This is a genomic window from Acidithiobacillus sp. YTS05 (assembly GCF_024396695.1).
Taxonomy (GTDB): domain Bacteria; phylum Pseudomonadota; class Gammaproteobacteria; order Acidithiobacillales; family Acidithiobacillaceae; genus Igneacidithiobacillus; species Igneacidithiobacillus copahuensis.
On the sequence record NZ_CP094359.1, the window covers coordinates 610,340 to 628,732 of the forward strand.

Below are 18,393 nucleotides of genomic sequence, written 5' to 3' on the forward strand. Positions count from 1 at the left end.
CTTCAGAACTGGAATTTCTTGCTGGCGGGGTGGCGTAGCGCGGGGATGTCCGTTTCAAACAGGTCCTTGCTACCCAGGCTGCCGTCGGCGCCGCGGCGATAGCGGCGCACCTTGCAAAGCGGAGACTCCCCGAGGATGGCCAGCAGGCGCCCGCCGGGGTTCAACTGCTCGAGAAAGGCCTTGGGAAGCTGCGGGAGAGAACCGGTCAGGACGATAACGTCGAAGGGGCCGGATACGGTCCAGCCGCCCGCAGCATCACCCACATGGAGATGAACATTGGTAACGCCCTGCATTTGCAGACGCCCTTCGGCGGCGTGAATGAAATCGGCACGATCATCAACGCTATGGACGATCTTGCCCATACTGGCCAACAGGGCGGTAAAGTAGCCGCTACCGGTGCCAACTTCGAGGATCTGGTCTTGCGGGCGAATTTCCAACTCCTGCAAAACCCGCGCTTCCATCTTTGGTGTCCACATTCGTTCGCCGTGCCCCAAGGGGATTTCAAAGTCGGCGAAGGCGAGCTCCTGCAGCTGCGCAGGCACGAACTGTTCCCGCTTGACGAGTTGCAGAACTTGCAGAACTTCCGGGTCGAGAACATCCCAAGTGCGAATCTGGGTGTCGATCATGGTTTGGCGAAGGCTGTCGAAGTGCATGGGAATCATCCAAAATACCTGCTACATTTAGGCATGCCGCCTAGGGCAAGTCAATTTTTCCGGGAGTCGATCATTGGAAAGTCGGGCGCACGCTTTGATTGCCTTGGTCTTCGTTGTCGTGTTGGGGGTAGCACTCGCGGTGGCCGGACTCTGGATGCACCATTCGGCGCCGGTCGGCAAGCTTTACAATGTCATCTCCCCGTACAGTGTGACGGGTCTTACAGTGCAAGCGCCGGTGCGTTTCAAAGGCGTGCGCGTGGGCGAGGTGAAGTCCATTGGTTTCGATCCACGCAATCCGCGTATGGTGCAGGTGCAGGTCAGTATCGACGCCAATACTCCGATCACCAAAGCGACCTTTGCCGAGCTGGCACCGCAGGGGGTGACGGGACTGAGCTATTTGTCGCTCAACGATGCCGGCACGGATTTTTCTCCGCTAGCGCATGCGCCAGGACAGGCTCCCGACATTCCGATGCATCCGAGTTTCATTCAGGTGCTGTCCCGCAGTGGCGAATCCTTGGTCAAGCAGGGCAATGAATTGGCTTTTCGCATGAACGACCTCCTCGATGAGGAGAACCGCAAGCACTTTACGGCGACCTTGCGGCACTTGGACCAGGCCAGCGCTGAGCTGGCCGAGCTGGAGGCCGCTTTACAGCCAGCTCTGCGGGAGTTGCCGTCGACCATCGCCGCGACACGTTCGACCATGCAGTCCAGTCAGCAACTCGTGCGTCACCTGGATGATCTGGCACTTGCCGCCAAGGCACCTCTGCAACAGCTCAACGGCACCAGTGTTGCCTTGCACCAGTTGGCGAGTTCCGGTCAGCAGAGTGTCGCCGTCCTCAATGATCAGACGCTCCCGCAGCTCAATGCCCTGACGCAGAGTCTACTGCAAAGCAGTCAGGACCTGGGCAACCTGAGTCGTGAATTGCGGCAAAACCCGCAATCCCTCTTGTATGGGCGTGGAGCACCGCCGCCCGGACCGGGACAGTCGGGCTTTGCCGGGGGGAATTCATGAAGGGAAAGGCAAATTTCTGGCGCGTTCTCGTGGGTACTGCACTGGCGTCGGCAAGCTTGGCCCTGGCGGCCTGTGCCAGTGCGCCGGCGTGGCAGCAGCCGTATGCCTTGACCGCTGCGCCGGATACGCAGCCCGCGGGGCAACACCAGGCCGGCGTGTTGCGTCTGGAAGCCGTCACGGCGCCGAGCTGGCTGGCGGGCGAGGAGTACCTCTACCGCTTGGGGTATGCCAATCCCCAGGCCCTGCGGCCGTACAACGATGCGCGCTGGGCGGCGGCGCCGGGCCAGATGCTGACCGTGTTACTGAGCCAACGTCTGCGACAGCAGGGCGACTGGCGCGCCGTCCTGGGGCCGACGCAGGCGGGCCGTCCGGTCTTGCTACTGCAATTGGGGCTGCAAGATTTTACGGTGCATTATAGCGATGCCACGGCGGGCGCGGCGCAGATCTCCTGTACCGCGACCCTGCTGGCCGCCCAGGGCTATCGCGTTCTGGCGCAGAAAAGCTTTGCCGTCCAGGCGCCCTTGCCGAGTGCTGGACCCGCTGCGGGTGCCACTGCCATGAACTGGGCCGCTCAGGAGCTGGTGGCGCAGATCGGCGACTGGGCGGCGCAACACAGTCCTGCCGCAGACTAAGCGGCTGCAGGAGCCTTGACCACTAGTACCGGACAGTGCGCGTGATGGACCACGGCACTGGCCACAGAACCCAATAGTAGGCGACCAATCGCCCCTTGCTCCTGACTGCCGATGACGATCAGGTCATGAGTCCCTTCCGCCGCGTATTCGCAGATATTCCTGCCAATGCCACCCGCTTTTTCGAGAAGTACACCATGGCTTGGAACGACGGTAGATTTCTGCAGGGCATCCAGTCGTTCCTGCGCCAGCGAACGCAGGCGCTGCATCATCTCCAGAGAACTCGGTAACAGCTCCTCCGGAAGCTGCAGGTCCATGATCTGAGTATCAAGGATGTGCAGCAAGGTGAGCTCGGCCTGATGCAGGCGCGCCTCCTCGCCTGCGTGCGCAAGGACCGTGCCGGCCATGCCGCTGAAATCGACGGCGACAAGGATTTTGTGATAGCTCATCTGGGTTCTCCTTGCAGGATGCTCAGCACCTCTGCTTCGCTGATCAGGTGATTTTCACTGTCGCGGCGGCCGCGATATTCCCAAAGATTCTGCGCCAGAGTCTTTTCGCTGATGACCAAGCGATGGGGCAGGCCAATCAGGTCCATGGTAGCAAACTGTACCCCCGGACGTTCGTCGCGGTCATCGAGGAAGACCTGCAGTCCTTTTGCCTCGAGCCGCGCCATCATCGCTTCGGCGGCCGCCAGCACTGTCGGCGATTTCTTGGCCTGGATGGCGACGATGCCAACGTCAAAGGGCGCCATGGTGGCTGGCCAGCAGATGCCACGTTCGTCAAAATTCTGCTCGACAGCGGCAGCGACGATGCGCGATACACCAATGCCATAGCAGCCCATGAGCACGACCTGCTCTTTCCCGGCCTCATTGAGGACGCGCACGCCCAGCTTCTCGCTGTAGCGGGTGCCCAGCTGAAAAACGTGTCCCACCTCAATGCCGCGGCGAATGCCTAGACTACCCGTGGCACAGTGCGGACAGGCATCCCCTACCTGAACGTTACGCAGATCCGCTGCTTGGGGGCGCGGCAGATCGCGTTCCCAATTGAGATGCAGCCAGTGCTGTCCGCCAATGTTGGCGCCCGTACTGAAATTGCGCAGGACGAGAACCCGCTGGTCCGCGACGATGGGCAGGGGGGCCGGCAAGTCCTTGGGGCCGAGAAAGCCAAAGGGCACGCCGAGCAGCTCCCGGGTCTCTTCGGCGCTGGCGAGGCGTAGGGTGTCCGCATCCAGCACACGTGCCGCCTTGATCAGGTTCAGCTCGTCATCTCCCCGCAGCAGAAGCAGCGTGGGTTTGTCATCGGCAAAGACCAGAAGGCTCTTGACCACCTGAGCGGGACTTATGCCGAGCACCTTCGCCTGATCTTCTACCGTGCGAATCCCCGGAGTAGCCCGTTGCTCGGCAGGCAGAAGGGGATCGCTGCTGTCCAGCAGCGGGCGGCTACGGGCCAGCTCCTGATTGGCCGCGTAGTCGCAGGCCGAGCAATGCACGATGGCATCTTCTCCGGAATCCGCCAACACATGGAATTCATGGGAGGCCTTACCACCAATGGCCCCGGTATCGGCATCGACGGCGCGAAATTCCAGGCCCAGGCGCGTAAAGATGTTGCGGTAGGCGTCGTACATCTCCTGATAGGTGGCCCTCAGGGAATCCTGATCGATGTGAAACGAATAGGCATCTTTCATGATGAACTCGCGTGCACGCATGAGTCCAAAGCGCGGACGAATCTCATCGCGGAACTTTGTCTGCACTTGATACAGGTTCAGCGGTAGTTGTCGATAGGAGCGGATCTCCCGCCGCGCCAGATCGCTGATCACCTCCTCGTGGGTCGGTCCCAGGCAGAAATCACGTTGATGGCGATCTTTCAGGCGCAACAGCTCGGGGCCATAGAGCTCCCAGCGCCCCGACTCCTGCCACAGCTCTGCCGGTTGTACTACCGGCATCAGCACTTCCTGAGCACCAGCGCGTTCCATCTCCTCACGCACTACCCCCTCTACCTTACGTAGTACGCGCAGGCCCAGCGGCAGCCAAGTGTAGAGGCCCGAAGCGAGGCGGCGGATGAAACCGCCGCGCAGCAGCAGCTGATGGCTGATGAGCTCGGCTTCCGCGGGGGTTTCCTTGAGGGTGGGAAGAAAGAATTGACTGGCGCGCATACCCGATCCATGACTACAGAAAGATGGTGCAGTGTAGGCAAAGTCAGGGCCACGCAAAAGGGGGAGGGCGCGCTATCGGATAATCCATGTCTCCGCGCGCCGTGCGTCGGGTAGGTCGCATGATTTCGCTGCTGCGCCGTGGAGCGCGCCGGTGATCACGCGGCAGCAGTTTTTTTGGCGGGTGTATATCAGCGAAATTTACTTTCTTCTATGGCGTAATCGGCGAGTTTTTTTGCAATTTTTTGTCCATTTATTTGTATGTATTTATCTCAAATTAGATTTTTCTACAATATTTGAACTTTGTCTTATTTGATGGGTCATAATTTTTGTCTTGCAACGGAAAAAGGAGAAGATGAGGAATGAGTAATAACCCTATTATTGCCATCAATCAGTCAAAAGTTGCCAATCGTCCGGAAAGCTATCAGACGATGATGAAAGTTGGGCCGAAAGTTTGCATTACCACGGCATCCCACCCCGGATTCCTGGGCTTTGAACAATTGCTGCAAACCGGAATCCATCCCATGGCAGGGCGCTACGGCGGCGGTGCTATCGATATGCACGAGACGCTCAATCCTATCGGCATGTTTCAGTACACCGTATGGAAAGACGTAAAATCCCACGAAGAAATGCATCATGATAATTTCAAGGAAATTTATGAGCTTTGCGGTGATTGTCTGGACATGGTGATCGAGGGGCCGTGGGAGCCATACTATGAAATCGTCCGTTCGGATTTGCCACCGATCATTGCCATGACCGATGTTCCCGCTGCCTTGGGCGGAGCCTTTGCCAAGCAAGAGGCTGTTCCCAAGGTAGCGCTGGCTGCCAAACGGGCCATTGCGATTGGTGACCATTGGGTCATGGATGGGCATGAAACGGCGTTTGAGGAGGGGGCAGAGCGTACGCTCAGTTGGTTCAAAGAGAACGTCCCCGGAATGATTGGTTGGATGATTCTAAAGCAATTCGGTGTTTCGGCCATTGGTTCCTTCCAGCTCGATCCGCAAGGAATGTTGAAGGCAACCCTGGGAGCCAATCCGCCAAAATATAATACCAATCGCGGCAGCGCGATCCCCAGTACGCCACCAATTCCTGGGCAAACTCCAGTGCAATATCTAGTGCACATGGAGTGGGAATCGCCAGAGGCGGCGCACATGGGCATCGCCCACGCGATGCTCGACTATGAGTGCCGTCAGATTCACAACGATGGTGTATTGGCACACCTCGACAAGGGCCCCTATTACCAGATTTTCGCGCCGATGATGGAGCAAGGGCAGTGGCGGAAAAAGCTGGTAAAATAATGGGGAGATGAGGTAGTTTACCAGACTGGTTCGCCCCTCTTCTGGGCGGATCAGTCGTTGATGGATGTAGTGCCACGGATTGGTGATGAGAAAGAAGTCGGTTTTCGGAGCGTTCGCTCTTTTTCTGCTGTATGCAACGCTACGGAATTTGCGAGACTTTTTGTGAAAAGAAAAGCCGACTGCAAACCGACAGCAATGCCCTACGCGGTGGTCATGGCCACCGGCGGAACGGCAAGCGTAGCAGCAGCGGCTAATTATTGGCTGCTGGCCGCAACCTTGCTCACCTTGGCCTGCCTGCAGGCAGTGTACATCCCATTAGCTTGGTTTTGGCTCCGGCGTCGATTCCTGTCGATGCCACAGATCCCCAACTTTGCCGGCAGGTCAGCTGATCAGTACGTCGGCGCCCACACCATTCCCCTTGGCTTGGCGGTAGTAAGCTCGGGGATGGCTTTTTTTGCGCATGTGGAAGGCATGACTGCATTGCTGGGCTTGGCAGAATTCCTGCTCGCTCTCAGTTGGCTGCTGGTACTTCTTTGCGCCGCACCATTCTTCCTGGCTGTATACCGCTTCGGGATTTCGCTGGAACGGGTGAGTGGCGCATGGTTTCTGGTGCCGGCAGCGGTCTTGGGAGCCGGTGTTGCTACTGGAGATGTCCTCGCATCGACGCAAAGCGATTGGAACCTTGTCGTCGTTGCCGGTGCCCTGCTGGGTGGGATTCTATATGTTGCCATCGCGTTCCTGGCAGCCCTGCGCATCCGTCGCTTTGGCTTGCATGGCGTACCGCAGGCCCCCTGGTGGATCGCCATGGGCTGTGCCGGATTCGCCGCCCTGGCTCTGGGGCATGCGTGGGCCTGGCAGGATTTGACCCCTGTGGCACACCATGCGCTCGCCATGCTGATGCTACTGGCGGAAATTCTCGCCATCGTTCTGTTCTTTCCAATAGCCTTTCGCAGCGCCATTTTTCTGTTCCGTGACTGCGCCTTCCGCAATCCTGTTGCCTGGCCTCCCACGTTCTCCACATCGGTATTCGCGCTGAGTTGCCTGCAGTCGGCATCCATCCTTTCGATCCCCGCGTTCCACTGCTTGGGGATTGTGGCTGGATCTTTCGCGTTACTCTTCTGGTTTGCCAGTATTTTCTGGGAGCTATGGCGCAGAGTCACAGCGGGCTATTTCGCCAAGGAGATACGTTGACTGTCGATTGGCACAAAAATTCGATTTTTCTAGTGCGCTGGGTTCTGTCCCGTGCTGTTGCGCCAAGCCAGCCAGAGCAGGGGAATGGCCCACAAAGCGGAGAACTGATAAATCTGGTTGAGAGACAATAAGGATTGCAGTGGCCCCAGTCCGGTCGAGCCAATGCCCTCACCCACCATCAATGCCCCCACCAGTAGCCCTGCCATTTGTGTTCCCTCCTCGCCATGACGGGCAACCCCAAACGCCATGCTATAGGGGTAATAGACGCCACAGGCTATTCCCGCCAAGGTAAAGAACAAGAGCAGAGATTCGCCGCTTTGCAACTGCGGAATGATCAGAAAGCAGGCAGCCATTCCCAAGGGTACGGCACGATAGACCCAGCGTCGCGAAAGCCAGCGGTCGGGAATGGATCCGAGGACAAAGCGCGCGACGGTCTCGCCGCCCCAGAACAGGGACAGGGCTGCAGCACCCGTTGCCCGCGGCAAATGATGATCGACGCTGACCAGAATATTCGCCCAACTGCCAAAGCTACCCTCGCAGATGGCGTAGATGAGGACTGCGGCAGCAAAGGGGATCATGGACTTTTTCCAGGCGCGCAAGCCACCGATCTCTTGCCCCTGTTGTTCTTCCTGGGCCTGGGGCAGGAGCAAGACCAGCAGCCAGAGCAGGAGGATGACCGCGGGCCACAGTACCCAGGTCAGCCAGCTGGAGGACAGATGCAGGAGCATGGGAGAAACTGCCGTGGCGCCGCCAATCACGGCATTCAGGAGGGTGACGGCCGCCGTGGCGCTACCGGCAAAGATCAGGGTAGAAGCTCGGTTGATGGCAGCGTTGGTCAGACCAAAACCGACGCCAAGAAGCAGTGTTTCGGCGAGCAGCAGAAAAACTACGGAACCATGCCCGCTGAAGTAGGCAAGGACCAGCAGTCCCATGGCGATCGTGTTGCTCAAGATGCCAATGCGAAAGAGTCCATGCGCACCGAGGCGCCTATGGATGCTCCCGGCGGCGAGAGCGGCGATGACGGCACCAATGATCTCCGGAAAATACAACATGCCATAGGTACTATTGCTCATGTTGTACGGCGCGCTGCGCAGGATACTCCCCAGCGCCGGGATCAGGACGAAGGCCGAACCCTGCAGAAACCCCGCCGCAAATACCGCTGTCGTGCCCTTTTTCACTCAGCTGCTCCGCAGTCGTTCGCGCAGAACGCTGGCTACGCGGATGGCGTTGGCCATGATGGTGAGAGAGGGGTTCACCGCGCTGATGGAAGGCATGAAGCTCGCATCAACCACATATAAATTGTCGAGATCATGGGCCTTGCAGTTACGATCGAGAACACTCGTCTGCGGATCATCGCCAAAGCGGCAGGTTCCCACCTGGTGGGCGGTAGCGGAGATATCCATGGACTGAAAGAACACCAGGGAAAAGCCGATCTTCTGCAGAATGTCTTGCCATTTTGCGCAGAGGCGACGATGGCTCTCACGATTTTTGGGTTGCCAATGCAGCTGGATGCCGCCGCGTTCATCCAGGGTGACGCGGTTTTCGGGGCTTGGCAGATCCTCTGTCGTCAGCCACCAGTCGACAGAATGACTGGCCGCCCAGGCGGTCATGGGAATTGGCCAGCGCGGACGTTGCGCATGCAGAAGGGCTGGTGTCACCTTACCAAGGCCCTGGATATGGCCAAGGGGATAGGGGTAATCGGGATCGCCAGAGTCTTCGTAAAAATCATTCAGGGCCAGGGTTTTTTGAAAGATACTGCGGTTCTCGCGGGTGATCTTGATCGCCATGCAGGCGCTGTTGAGGTGACACATATAGTTGCGTCCAACCTGATCACTACGGTTGGCGATGCCGTTGGGAAAAGTCTCGCTGCGGGAGGCCAGGAGCAGGGCAGCGCTATTGACCGCACCCGCCGCCAGGACTACGAGACGGGCATGGTAGCGGTGCTGATCGGTCTCCACCCCGGATACCCGTCTGCCGTCCTCTGCAAGAAGGATCCTGCGTACTCGCTCGTTGCGAAGCAGGGTGACATTGGCGTGTTGCAGAGCCGGTCGTACCCCACAGAGCTCGGCGTCGCCCTTGGCATGAACGAGACAGGGAAAGCCGTCACAGGCGGGACAGCGCACACAAGGACTCTGCGCAGGGTCGTCTTCCAAGCGGTGCAACGCCAGCGGTAGGGGGAAAGGATGATATCCTTGGGCGCGTAAGGCCGTATCGACCAGCGCTACGTCTTCCTCGTGGGGCATGGGGGGAAATGGATAGGGGCCACGGGGTCCCTCGGTAGGGTCGCTCCCGGCCGCGCCATGGGCGAAGTACCAGTGCTCGGCAGTATCGTAATGAGGCGCCAGATCTTCGTACCGAATGGGCCACGCCGGTGTCACCCCGTCGACATGGCGACGCTCCTGGAAATCCGTGGGACGCCGCCGCAGGATGGCCGCGCCGTAAAATTTGGTATTACCACCCACGTGGTAGCCCGTCACCGGATGGAAAGGCTGGCCGTTGCCATCCCCCCAGGTTTCTTCGGTATGGTAGCGGTAACTTGCAAAGACCGTTTGTGGGTCCCAGTTGCCCCATTCGCGCGGCAGGTAATCACCACGCTCGAGAATCAGGATGCGCAAACCGCTGTCGGCCAGGGCGCGAGCGAGGGTACCGCCACCAGCGCCGCTGCCGACGATGAGGACGTCGGCGTCCATGGGTTCAGCCGCCGTGGCGAAAATCGGGATAGATCAGCATGCCGCCATCCACGGCGAGGGTGGTGCCGGTGATGTAACTGGCCAGATCGCTCGCCAGAAAGGCCACGACTGCGGCAACCTCTTCGGGTTTGCCCAAGCGACCCATGGAGATTTTTTTGTCGAGGTCTTTGAGGGATTCTGGATCGTCCCAGACCGACTGATTGATAGGGGTCTTGATGGCGCCGGGGGCGAGGGCGACCACCCGAATGCCCTTGTCGGCAGTTTCCTGGGCCAGGGTCTTGGTGAACATCGACAGGCCCGCCTTGGCACTGGTATAGGCGCTGTAGCCCTCCCAGGGAATGAATTCATGTACCGAGGTGACGTTGACAATCACGCCGTGTTTTTTCTTCTCCATTCGGGAGATGGCGGCGCGGGCACAGTAATAGGGACCCAGCAAATCCACCGCGATGACTTTTTCCCATGCCTGCGGGTCGTCGTCCCCTACCAGGGCATGGGGGCCATCCATCCCCGCATTGTTGATCAGGATATCCAAGCCGCCAAACGCGCGTTCGACGTTGCTCAGGAGCTGTTCCACTGCCTCCGGGTCGGAAATATCGGCGGCAAAGGCCCGAGCCTTGCCCCCCGCTTTCTCGATGTTGCGTACCACGGCTTCGGCCTCTTCCTGTCCTTTGCGGTAGTGCACCGCCACCTCTGCCCCGGCCGCAGCTAGGGTCTCGCTCATGGCACGCCCCAATCCGCCGCTGCCCCCCGTCACCAAGGCCGTTCTACCGGCCAGGTCGATACTGATCATGTCGCACCTCCAATAATCTGCACGGAAAAGTCTTCTCCTTGCCAACTCTGGCTGTCTGGCCAATACAAGGCGAACTGTAGGCTCCGCCCGGGGCGTAATTTGCGGGTAGGCAGGCAGGCCAGGTATCCCAGACCCCAGTCTTCGGCATCGAGATCCTGTACCTTCTGCCAGCCATCGATGCCCCAGTGAATTTGGAAGGGCGCGGCCAGGAGAATTCGCAGCTCTTGCCCGGCCAGCAATTCGCGTGGCCGATGGCGCAGGCGCCAGATGCGGTAGTCCAGTTCCGGCTTTTTGCCCGCGTAACGTTTCCAGGTCTGCGCTGGACGATCCACGGCATGCCCTTTGATCGTGCTGTGGCAGAGCTTGAGAAACTCGCCGTGGGTCCAGCACAGGGGCATGGCGGAGCCGCTGGGCTTACCGGGAAACAGCCCCTTTTCGGGGATCGGATCACTTTCCCAGATCTGTTCCGGTAACAGACCGCCCGCGCCGGTCATGGCCGCCATGGCGCGCAGGTAGGGCAGCGGATCTTCCCCGGCAGCGAGGGCATAATGGCCGCGCTCGCCGGTGAGCAGCGGCCAGCCGCGCCCGATGCCGGTACCGTCGAAAGGGCTGCCGTCGCGGTGCTCGCCGTAGCCATCGCCGTTGTAGCGGTGCCAGACCGGACCGCTGGGGGTGTCGCTCTTGAGCAGGCCATCCATGACCTTGACCGAATCCTGAATATGCGGATCGTCGGCGGCACGTAAACCATAGCGCACCAATTGTAAGAAGTCCGTTGCCACCTGTTCGTCGGCGGACCAGTGCGGATCCTGAGCGCGGTTCTTGATCAGTAGCCATTCATCCTTGGCCCCGTCCTGAGTGAGGACGTCGGCTGGAGCCATGCGCATGAAGTACCCCGATACCTGAAAACGCCGGGCGAGATCGGTACCACGCGCAAAGGTCCATTCTTCCAGATGGACATTCCAATAGTCTGCGAGCATCAGGGCGCACGCCGCCGCCTTGCCTTCCAGAAAGGACGCCCCCTCGACCAGTGCAGCGATGGCGACGGCGAGGGTAAATGCATTGATGCCACCATCTTCTTCCCAGCGATCCTGGCCGGTAACCGGCCCTTCGCAGACGATGAATTGCAGGGCGCGCTGGATCATGTCGGTGACCGCCATGTCTTGCAAGGCCTCGCGTTCCCGAAGCAGACTGGCGAGCAACACGGGGAAGCCGGCCTCATCGAGCTGAATCCCTTGCCAGAAGGGTTTGCCGCCTAGCCACTGATTCTGCAGCCAATGCCCGTCGGCCTGCTGGGTGCTGATCAGGTAGGCCAATACCTGGCGAGCCTCGCCCAGGGCACCGATGGCTACCAAAGCGCCGGCACTTTCCACCAGATCGCGAGACCAGACCAAGTGATACCCGCCGCGGCTGTCGCTGGCCTCGCCCCAGGGCACGGAAAGACTCGCCACACGGGCACCGGGGAAGGTGTGATCCTCGTGTACTTTGAGGACATTGACCGAGCGGGCATAAAGGGTATGCAGATCCTCGGGAATCTTACGAGCGAAGCTGCGCGGTAGGGGATGCTGACGATGCCAGTTGCGCCAGGCCGTCTGATATTCCTCGGCAATTTGCGCGAAGCCACAGACGAGCGAGGCCCAGGCATTGGTGGCGGCCGCTTCTTTACTGCTGCCGAGACCTAGCGCCAGATGCCCCTGGCGTGGCAATTCACCGGATAATGCCACCTCGCCGGGCCCGGCGCTGTCGTATTCCCAAAGCATACGACCATTCTGATGGAAGTCCTGCCAGAGATCGCTCGCGCCGACCTCACCCACGGAGCGACGGAAATAGCCCGGTAACCCCTCTTGGTTCTGGCAGAGCAGGGCCAGGCCAAAGGGGCCCTGTTCGGCCCAAAGCAACTCACGACCCTCCCAGCTGCCACACCAAGCTTGATTTTGGGTGGCGTCCCCTCCCAGGCGGGCGGCACAGAGCAGATACGGGCGGAGTTTCTCGTCACCTTCCAGGGAGTATTCCAGCAGCAGGACGTCGCGACGTGGATCGGGACAGATGCGCAGGGAGAAGGTGAAGCGTTCATGATGGTGGGTGATTCGGGGTAGTGGAATTTGCGGATCTTCGAGTTGAAATTCGTCGTTGGCCAGGGTTTTGATCTCCACCCAAAAGCCTTGATCGTCGGCAATGATGAAGCCCAGATCGCGAATCTGCGGGATATCGATGCGGGGGTAGAAAACCTCCGTCAGGATTCCCCGCCCTACGGTAAACCACACGCGGCTGTTATTGGGAGCAACGCCAACGCAACTTTTCTGGGCAGTGGCCCAGACGGGGTGGCGCCAGCTGGGCGATGGTGCATGAGACATCGGCTACACTCCTTCCCGGGTAACGTTGCATACAAGTATAGGGTACGAAGATGGAAATCGCCTTGACAAAGAAGCGCCCGGCTACCGACAATCGCCAGAATTTGCGCGGTTCATAGGATTCGCGCCATAGCGGGAGAGAGCACAGAATGGATTTTGCTGGCGTAAAAGAGCTCGTCCAGGCCGACATGCTGGCAGTGAACCGTGTCATCCAGGAACAGTTGCAATCTGGCGTGCCCACCATCCCTGCCATGGGGGCCTATCTCGTCAATGCCGGCGGTAAGCGTCTACGCCCGATAATCCTTCTGCTTGCGGCGCGTCTGGGAGGAGATCGCAGTGACCGACCCATTCCCCTGGCAGCGGTCGTGGAGTTCATTCACACCGCCACCCTGTTGCACGACGATGTGGTGGATGGTTCCGAATTGCGGCGCAGCAATGCCACCGCCAATCAGATCTGGGGCAATGCCGCGGCGATTCTTGTCGGCGATTTTCTCTATGCCCGCTCCTTCGAGATGATGGTCAAGGATGGCGACATGCGGATCATGGCAACCATGGCCGAGGCCACCAGTGTCATCGCGCAAGGCGAGGTGGCGCAGCTGGAAAACGCCAACGATGCCGACCTCGATCCCGAGAGTTACTATGCCGTAATCGCCGCCAAGACCGCCAAGCTTTTTGAGGCCGCCGCGCGTCTGGCAGCCATTGTCAATCGGGTGTCCGTCGAGCAGGAAAATGCCCTGGCCGAATATGGTCGACTCCTGGGAACGGCTTTCCAGCTCATGGATGATGCCTTGGACTATGAGGCCGCTGCCGAACGCATGGGCAAAAATCGCGGTGACGATCTGGCCGATGGCAAGGCCACCTTGCCTTTCATCCATGCCATGCGTGAGGCGAGCCCGGCGGAACAGGCCATACTTCGTGCAGCTCTGGCCGATGAAACGCGTCAGCATCTCCCCCAGGTGCTCGAAATCATTGCCAAGACCGACGCCATTGCATACACTTTGCGCTCTGCTGAAAAAATCGCCCGTCAGGCACACGATTGCCTGCAGGATTTTCCAGAGTGTTCCGAGAAGGAAGCTCTGCAGTTTTTGGCAGATTTTGCGGTCCATCGTGACCACTAACGCATCGGGGCGTGGCTCAGCCTGGTAGAGCGCCGCCTTCGGGAGGCGGATGTCGGAGGTTCGAATCCTCTCGCCCCGACCAACAACAGCGCCTGCTTGCATAGCAGGCGTTTTTTCTATAGGGGAGACCGCCGGTCGGATGTGGAAATATCTCATCCTGATTGCCATTGCTGCCTATGGCGTGTGGCGCTGGCGCCGGGCAAGGCATCTGCAGCCAGGACAGCCAGAGATGCAGGATCTGCAGCAATGCCGCCGCTGTGCGCGCTATTTTCCGCCGCGATCAGCTATCCCCTGTAACGATCCGCTCTGCCCGCGCAAGCCATGAGCCGGGAACCCAGTTCGCGCTTTCGGGCTCTTCCCGGCTGGCGTGCCGGTCTCCTGATTTTGCTCATCCTTGGCGGCCTGGCCCTGGTGTTGGGCCGCGATACCGAATTACAGTTCCTGCAAAAACACCTGCTACGCGGGCAGGGTGAGATGCGCTATGTGCAGGAGCGTCCCCTGCCTGCCCAGCGCGGCATCATTTATGCCGCCAACGGCCAGGCCCTGGCGGTCAATGTCCCGGCCGTCACCATCTGGGCCGATCCGCGAATCTTTCAGCACTACCGCAAAGAGTGGCCAGCCGTCGCCCAGGCACTGCAGATTCCGGAAAGTGATCTGGAAGCCCGCCTCCAGCGGGGGTCGGCGCAGTTTGTCTATCTGCTGCGCCAAGTGCATCCGCAGCTCGGCCAGGAATTGGAAAAGCTGCATGTACCTGGTATCTACGTCGAAAAAACCAGCCGCAGCTACTATCCTCTGGGCTCGGTAACCACTCCGCTGCTCGGTCTGGTGCATCTGGATCACCATGGTGCGGCGGGACTGGAACGCGGTTTTGACAGTTGGTTGCAGGGTAAGCCCGGGCGGGAAAAGGTACTGGTGGATGGCAAGGGTGACATCCTGCGGGTGTTACAGACGCAGCCGGCGCAGAACGGCCATGACCTGCACCTCACCATTCAGCCGCAGATCCAGTACTGGGCCTATATGACCTTGCGCGCCGCCCAGAAGCACTTTGGCGCGGAGAACGGTTCGGCGGTGGTCATGAATGTGCACACTGGCCAGATTCTCGCCATGGTCAGCGTGCCGTCCTGCAATCCGAATATGCAAAATGGCTGTGCCAGTCCTGACGACTACGTGAACAATGCAGTGCATCAGGCCTTTGAGCCGGGGTCGGTGATGAAACCCTTTGTCGTCGCTGCCGCACTGGCTACTGGCAGCATTCAGCCGGACGAAAGCTTCAACGTATCGCATTGCCTGCCGATTGGGGGTTTCTGTTTGCGTGACGATGTGGTCCACCAGGAACTCGATGTGGCTCACATTCTCAAATATTCGAGTGACATTGGCGCGGCCAAGATCGCCTTGCGCACCGCACCGGACGCTATCTACGACATGTACCGCAAGGCCGGCTTTGGGCAGGACCCTGACCTGGGCTTCGACGGGGGTACCAGTGGGGTCCTGCCGCCGCCCAACACCTGGGACAAGGCGCGCCATGCGACCATCGCCCTGGGCTACGGCGTATCGGTGACGACCCTGCAGCTGGCCGAGGGCTATGCCGCCATCGCCAATGGCGGCGTACATGTGCAACCGGTCCTGATTGACCGACAACCCGCCCGTCGCGATCGCATCATGGCAGAGGGGATCGCCAGGCACTTGCGCCACTGGCTGGAGGGTGTCTGTAGCGCCAATGGCACCGGTATTCTCGCCGCCATTCCCGGCTACGCGGTGGGGGGCAAGACGGGTACCGCTAACCTCGCCAACGGCAAGGATGGTTTCCAGAAGAACAAGACCAATGCTACCTTTGTCGGTTTTGCCCCCGGTTTTGCGCCCGATCTGGTGATGGCGGTATCCTTGCGCGGCAGCACGCGGTATTGGAACTTTGGTGGTGTGGAGTCGGCACCGGTGTTTCGCGTGACCATGCACCACGCCTTGCAGCAACTGGGAATCGCACCGCGTTGGTGTGGTACGCACCCTTGCACCTCGGCCACTAACCAGATTACGCAGGCGCAGGCAGAGATCTGGGCGGAAGGAGGCGGAAATTGAGACAAAGCATGGATAGGGTAGACCGTTGGGTGGCAGGCATCCTGGCCGGTGGCGTGGCGCTGATTCTGCTCGGGATTCTGCTCGTCGCTCTCTTCGCCCGCGTGCCGCTCTCGCACCTCGAAATCAACGCCCAAGGCGCGCAAATTCTGCGGCAGGCTGGAGTCCTGGTGCAGGCTGCGCCGGACTGGCCGGGTGCCTATCGCGTCAAACCCTTGGCCAGCAACGCCGCCTTTTCATCAATCGCAACCCTGTATTTTTCCTCGGGCAAAAGTGTCCGATTGCCGCGTCATGATGTGTTGCTATGGGTCTATCGCGGTTGATGCCCATCCTGCGCGGCCTGGCGCAAGTCGTGCTGGTGCTCCTCGCCGTGCTGCTGGGGCTACTGGTGGACGTGTTGTTGTTGATCCCCGGACTGCTACTGGCGTACCTCATTACCGGAACCCCTTGGCAGTGGGATGGTTGGGTCCCCAGTCCCCAGCAGATCCCTACGCCATGGCTGGCGATGGGGCTTGCTGTCCTCGCCACGCTGGTCCCCGCTGCTGTCGATTATCTGTTGATTCGAATGTTGCGACTGCCCTGATTACCCGGTATTACTGAGTCCTGCTTCCTTGGCCTCCAGCGCCTCCCAGCGCGTATAAGTAGCCTCCAGCTCGGCGTTGATGCGCGCCGCTTCCGCCTGCAGGGCTATGGCTTTTTCGCTGCTCTGATAGGTCTCGGGCTGGCCCAGTAGTTCGGCGAGACTCGCCTGCTCTTGCTCCAGGGCCTCGATCCGTGCCGGCAACTCGTCCAGTTCCTTGCGCTCGCGCATGCTGAGAGATTTTGGACGCCGTGCTGCTCGCTGCGGCTTAGTGCCCTCTTGGCCCTTGACCTTTTCGGCGTCGCTCGGGATAGCTTGTGTTGCCTGCCAGGCGAGAAATTCCTGATGCCCGCCAGCGGTGTTCAGCCAGCGACCCTCGCCCAGGCTGACGATGCTCTGGGTGACTACATGATCGAGAAAATCCCGGTCGTGAGAGACCAACAGAACCGTGCCAGGAAAGGCCAATAGACGATCCTCCAGAACCTCCAGACTTTCCAGATCGAGGTCGTTGGTCGGTTCGTCCAGGACCAGGATGTTGGCAGGTCTGGCAAAGAGGCGGGCGAGAAGCAGGCGCGCCCGTTCCCCGCCGGAAAGGCCCTTGACCAGACCACGGGCACGATCTGGCGCAAAGAGAAAGTCCTGCAGATAACCGAGTACATGTCGACGCTCACCATCGATATCGATGAAATCATTGCCATCGGCAATTACGTCGACGACCCGGGTCTCCGGGTCGAGCTGCTCGCGCAACTGATCAAAGTACGCGATGGATTGTCGCGTGCCGAGACGGACACTGCCACTGTCCGGTTGCAGCTCCCCCAGGATCAGGCGCAGGAGGGTGGTTTTGCCGGCGCCATTGGGGCCGATGATTCCCACCCGGTCACCGCGTTCGATGCGGGTGGAAAAGCCGCGCAAAATCTGCTGCTGGCCAAACCGTAGAGAAACCCCCTCGAGCTCGGCGACGAGATTGCCCGAGCGTTCGGATTGCTGGATATGAATCTGTGCTTCACCGATCCGGCCGCGCCGGCGCTTGCGCTCCTCGCGCAGTTGTTCAAGTCGGCGCAGCCGACCCTGGTTGCGTTTGGCACGAGCCTTGACGCCCTGCCGCAGCCACGCCTCTTCACTGGCCAGTTGTTGTTCGAGGCGGCCGAGATCCGCCTCTTCGGCGGCGAGCAGCTCCTCTTTGCGCTGCTGATAGACGGAAAATTGGCCGGGGAAGCTGCGCAGCTTGCCGCGGTCGAGTTCAATGATGCGAGTAGACAGAGACTCCAGAAAACGACGGTCGTGGGTCACGAAAAACAGCGTGCCGCGATAGCGCAACAGGGTTTTTTCCAGAGCCTCGATACCCGCCAGATCCATGTGATTGGTGGGCTCGTCTAAAAACAGTAGTTCTGCCCCGTGAATCAGGGTGCTGGCAATGACCAAGCGTTTTTTCTGCCCGCCGGACAGGCCGTTGATTTGCCGCTCGCGCGGCAGATCCAGGCTGTCGCAGAGCGCCTCGGCTCGCGCCGTGAGGGTCCATCGCTCTGGCGCGTCGTCGTGAAGGGCCTCACCGCTGGCGCTATCTTGGGGGCTGGCCAGTAGGTACGCAAAAACGGTCTGCTGCTCCGGAAGCTCGGGCTCCTGCGGCAAAAACGCGCGTCGCAGGGCAGGGTCAATCCACAAAGTGCCGCCGTCCAGCAGATATTGCCCGGCGAGTGCCGCAAGCAAGGTAGACTTGCCTTCACCATTGCGGCCAATCAGACCGATGCGCTCGCCAGCTTCGGCGCGCAGATCGGCGTGATCCAGTAGTACCCTGCCGCCCCACTCGATGACGGCATCATGCAACTCCAGAACGGGCAAGACGTTACCCTCCCTTTAACCAGATG

General features: G+C 59.9%; 17 protein-coding genes and 1 tRNA gene. 10 read left to right on the forward strand and 8 right to left on the reverse strand.

Going from position 1 to position 18,393, the window contains the following annotated elements; translation table 11 throughout:
- Nucleotides 1-2: 2 nt before the first annotated feature.
- A complete protein-coding gene (locus MQE22_RS03055; RefSeq protein ID WP_226826995.1) occupies nt 3-662 on the reverse strand; it encodes a protein-L-isoaspartate O-methyltransferase family protein in 660 nt (219 codons plus the stop codon).
- Nucleotides 663-726: 64 nt separating this feature from the next.
- Between MQE22_RS03055 and MQE22_RS03060 the strand changes: the two genes are divergently transcribed.
- Both MQE22_RS03060 and MQE22_RS03065 read left to right on the forward strand, forming a co-directional pair.
- Nucleotides 727-1,665, forward strand: a complete 939-nt coding sequence (locus MQE22_RS03060; protein WP_215870888.1) for an MlaD family protein — start codon at nt 727-729, stop codon at nt 1,663-1,665.
- Nucleotides 1,662-2,297, forward strand: a complete 636-nt coding sequence (locus MQE22_RS03065) for an ABC-type transport auxiliary lipoprotein family protein (RefSeq protein WP_215870889.1) — start codon at nt 1,662-1,664, stop codon at nt 2,295-2,297. Before MQE22_RS03060 ends, MQE22_RS03065 begins: the two co-directional genes overlap by 4 nt.
- Here MQE22_RS03065 and MQE22_RS03070 read toward each other — a convergent pair.
- Both MQE22_RS03070 and MQE22_RS03075 read right to left on the reverse strand, forming a co-directional pair.
- Complete coding sequence (locus tag MQE22_RS03070) at nt 2,294-2,743, reverse strand: universal stress protein (RefSeq protein ID WP_215870890.1); 450 nt, start codon at nt 2,741-2,743, stop codon at nt 2,294-2,296. The two genes, MQE22_RS03065 and MQE22_RS03070, sit on opposite strands and share 4 nt — an antisense overlap.
- Entirely contained in the window at nt 2,740-4,446 is a 1,707-nt protein-coding gene (locus MQE22_RS03075) for a proline--tRNA ligase (RefSeq protein ID WP_215870891.1), read from the reverse strand. The genes MQE22_RS03070 and MQE22_RS03075 overlap by 4 nt, the downstream gene beginning before the upstream one ends.
- Nucleotides 4,447-4,805: 359 nt before the next feature.
- On the opposite strand from MQE22_RS03075, the gene MQE22_RS03080 reads away from it, so the two are divergent.
- On the forward strand, nt 4,806-5,741 hold the full coding sequence (locus MQE22_RS03080; RefSeq protein WP_215870892.1) for a sulfur oxygenase reductase family protein: 936 nt from the start codon (nt 4,806-4,808) through the stop codon (nt 5,739-5,741).
- Nucleotides 5,742-5,903: 162 nt separating this feature from the next.
- On the forward strand, nt 5,904-6,932 hold the full coding sequence (locus MQE22_RS03085; protein ID WP_215870893.1) for an SLAC1 family transporter: 1,029 nt from the start codon (nt 5,904-5,906) through the stop codon (nt 6,930-6,932).
- A 29-nt stretch (nt 6,933-6,961) separates the two neighbouring features.
- On the opposite strand, the gene MQE22_RS03090 is transcribed toward MQE22_RS03085, so the two are convergent.
- The 4 genes from MQE22_RS03090 to MQE22_RS03105 are packed head-to-tail and all read right to left on the reverse strand — an operon-like array spanning nt 6,962 to nt 12,763.
- Nucleotides 6,962-8,110, reverse strand: a complete 1,149-nt coding sequence (locus MQE22_RS03090; RefSeq protein ID WP_215870894.1) for an MFS transporter — start codon at nt 8,108-8,110, stop codon at nt 6,962-6,964.
- Nucleotides 8,111-9,622: a GMC family oxidoreductase gene (locus MQE22_RS03095; RefSeq protein WP_215870895.1), complete on the reverse strand. Its 1,512-nt coding sequence runs from the start codon at nt 9,620-9,622 to the stop codon at nt 8,111-8,113.
- Nucleotides 9,623-9,626: 4 nt separating this feature from the next.
- Nucleotides 9,627-10,412, reverse strand: a complete 786-nt coding sequence (fabG, locus tag MQE22_RS03100) for a 3-oxoacyl-ACP reductase FabG (RefSeq protein WP_215870896.1) — start codon at nt 10,410-10,412, stop codon at nt 9,627-9,629.
- Nucleotides 10,409-12,763 (reverse strand): glycoside hydrolase family 15 protein, encoded by a 2,355-nt coding sequence (locus tag MQE22_RS03105; protein WP_215870897.1) that lies wholly within the window; start codon nt 12,761-12,763, stop codon nt 10,409-10,411. Before MQE22_RS03105 ends, fabG begins: the two co-directional genes overlap by 4 nt.
- A 146-nt stretch (nt 12,764-12,909) precedes the next feature.
- Between MQE22_RS03105 and MQE22_RS03110 the strand changes: the two genes are divergently transcribed.
- The 6 genes from MQE22_RS03110 (at nt 12,910) to MQE22_RS03135 (ending at nt 16,531) form a co-directional block, all read left to right on the forward strand.
- On the forward strand, nt 12,910-13,878 hold the full coding sequence (locus MQE22_RS03110) for a polyprenyl synthetase family protein (protein ID WP_215870898.1): 969 nt from the start codon (nt 12,910-12,912) through the stop codon (nt 13,876-13,878).
- 5 nt (nt 13,879-13,883) lie between these two features.
- Nucleotides 13,884-13,960: transfer RNA gene (locus tag MQE22_RS03115), tRNA-Pro, on the forward strand.
- Between the two features lie 57 nt (nt 13,961-14,017).
- Nucleotides 14,018-14,203 (forward strand): hypothetical protein, encoded by a 186-nt coding sequence (locus MQE22_RS03120; RefSeq protein ID WP_215870899.1) that lies wholly within the window; start codon nt 14,018-14,020, stop codon nt 14,201-14,203.
- A complete protein-coding gene (locus tag MQE22_RS03125) occupies nt 14,200-15,951 on the forward strand; it encodes a peptidoglycan D,D-transpeptidase FtsI family protein (RefSeq protein WP_215870900.1) in 1,752 nt (583 codons plus the stop codon). The genes MQE22_RS03120 and MQE22_RS03125 overlap by 4 nt, the downstream gene beginning before the upstream one ends.
- Before the next feature lie 8 nt (nt 15,952-15,959).
- Nucleotides 15,960-16,271 carry a hypothetical protein gene (locus tag MQE22_RS03130; protein WP_215870901.1) on the forward strand — a complete coding sequence of 104 codons (312 nt, stop codon included), beginning with the start codon at nt 15,960-15,962 and terminating at the stop codon, nt 16,269-16,271.
- Nucleotides 16,253-16,531 (forward strand): hypothetical protein, encoded by a 279-nt coding sequence (locus tag MQE22_RS03135; protein ID WP_215870902.1) that lies wholly within the window; start codon nt 16,253-16,255, stop codon nt 16,529-16,531. Before MQE22_RS03130 ends, MQE22_RS03135 begins: the two co-directional genes overlap by 19 nt.
- Here the strand turns inward: MQE22_RS03135 and MQE22_RS03140 are convergent, their stop codons facing one another.
- Nucleotides 16,532-18,367, reverse strand: coding sequence for an ABC-F family ATP-binding cassette domain-containing protein (locus MQE22_RS03140; protein ID WP_255790097.1), 1,836 nt, complete (start codon nt 18,365-18,367; stop codon nt 16,532-16,534).
- Nucleotides 18,368-18,393: the final 26 nt, after the last annotated feature.

Coding starts and splice junctions, on each gene's coding strand:
- MQE22_RS03110 (WP_215870898.1), top strand. CDS start 12,910: ATGGATTTTGCTGGCGTAAAAGAGCTCGTCCAGGCCGACATGCTGGCA.
- MQE22_RS03125 (WP_215870900.1), top strand. CDS start 14,200: ATGAGCCGGGAACCCAGTTCGCGCTTTCGGGCTCTTCCCGGCTGGCGT.
- MQE22_RS03095 (WP_215870895.1), bottom strand. CDS start 9,622: ATGGACGCCGACGTCCTCATCGTCGGCAGCGGCGCTGGTGGCGGTACC.
- MQE22_RS03070 (WP_215870890.1), bottom strand. CDS start 2,743: ATGAGCTATCACAAAATCCTTGTCGCCGTCGATTTCAGCGGCATGGCC.
- MQE22_RS03105 (WP_215870897.1), bottom strand. CDS start 12,763: ATGTCTCATGCACCATCGCCCAGCTGGCGCCACCCCGTCTGGGCCACT.
- MQE22_RS03055 (WP_226826995.1), bottom strand. CDS start 662: ATGATTCCCATGCACTTCGACAGCCTTCGCCAAACCATGATCGACACC.
- MQE22_RS03135 (WP_215870902.1), top strand. CDS start 16,253: ATGGGTCTATCGCGGTTGATGCCCATCCTGCGCGGCCTGGCGCAAGTC.
- MQE22_RS03130 (WP_215870901.1), top strand. CDS start 15,960: ATGGATAGGGTAGACCGTTGGGTGGCAGGCATCCTGGCCGGTGGCGTG.
- fabG (WP_215870896.1), bottom strand. CDS start 10,412: ATGATCAGTATCGACCTGGCCGGTAGAACGGCCTTGGTGACGGGGGGC.
- MQE22_RS03080 (WP_215870892.1), top strand. CDS start 4,806: ATGAGTAATAACCCTATTATTGCCATCAATCAGTCAAAAGTTGCCAAT.
- MQE22_RS03065 (WP_215870889.1), top strand. CDS start 1,662: ATGAAGGGAAAGGCAAATTTCTGGCGCGTTCTCGTGGGTACTGCACTG.
- MQE22_RS03075 (WP_215870891.1), bottom strand. CDS start 4,446: ATGCGCGCCAGTCAATTCTTTCTTCCCACCCTCAAGGAAACCCCCGCG.
- MQE22_RS03120 (WP_215870899.1), top strand. CDS start 14,018: ATGTGGAAATATCTCATCCTGATTGCCATTGCTGCCTATGGCGTGTGG.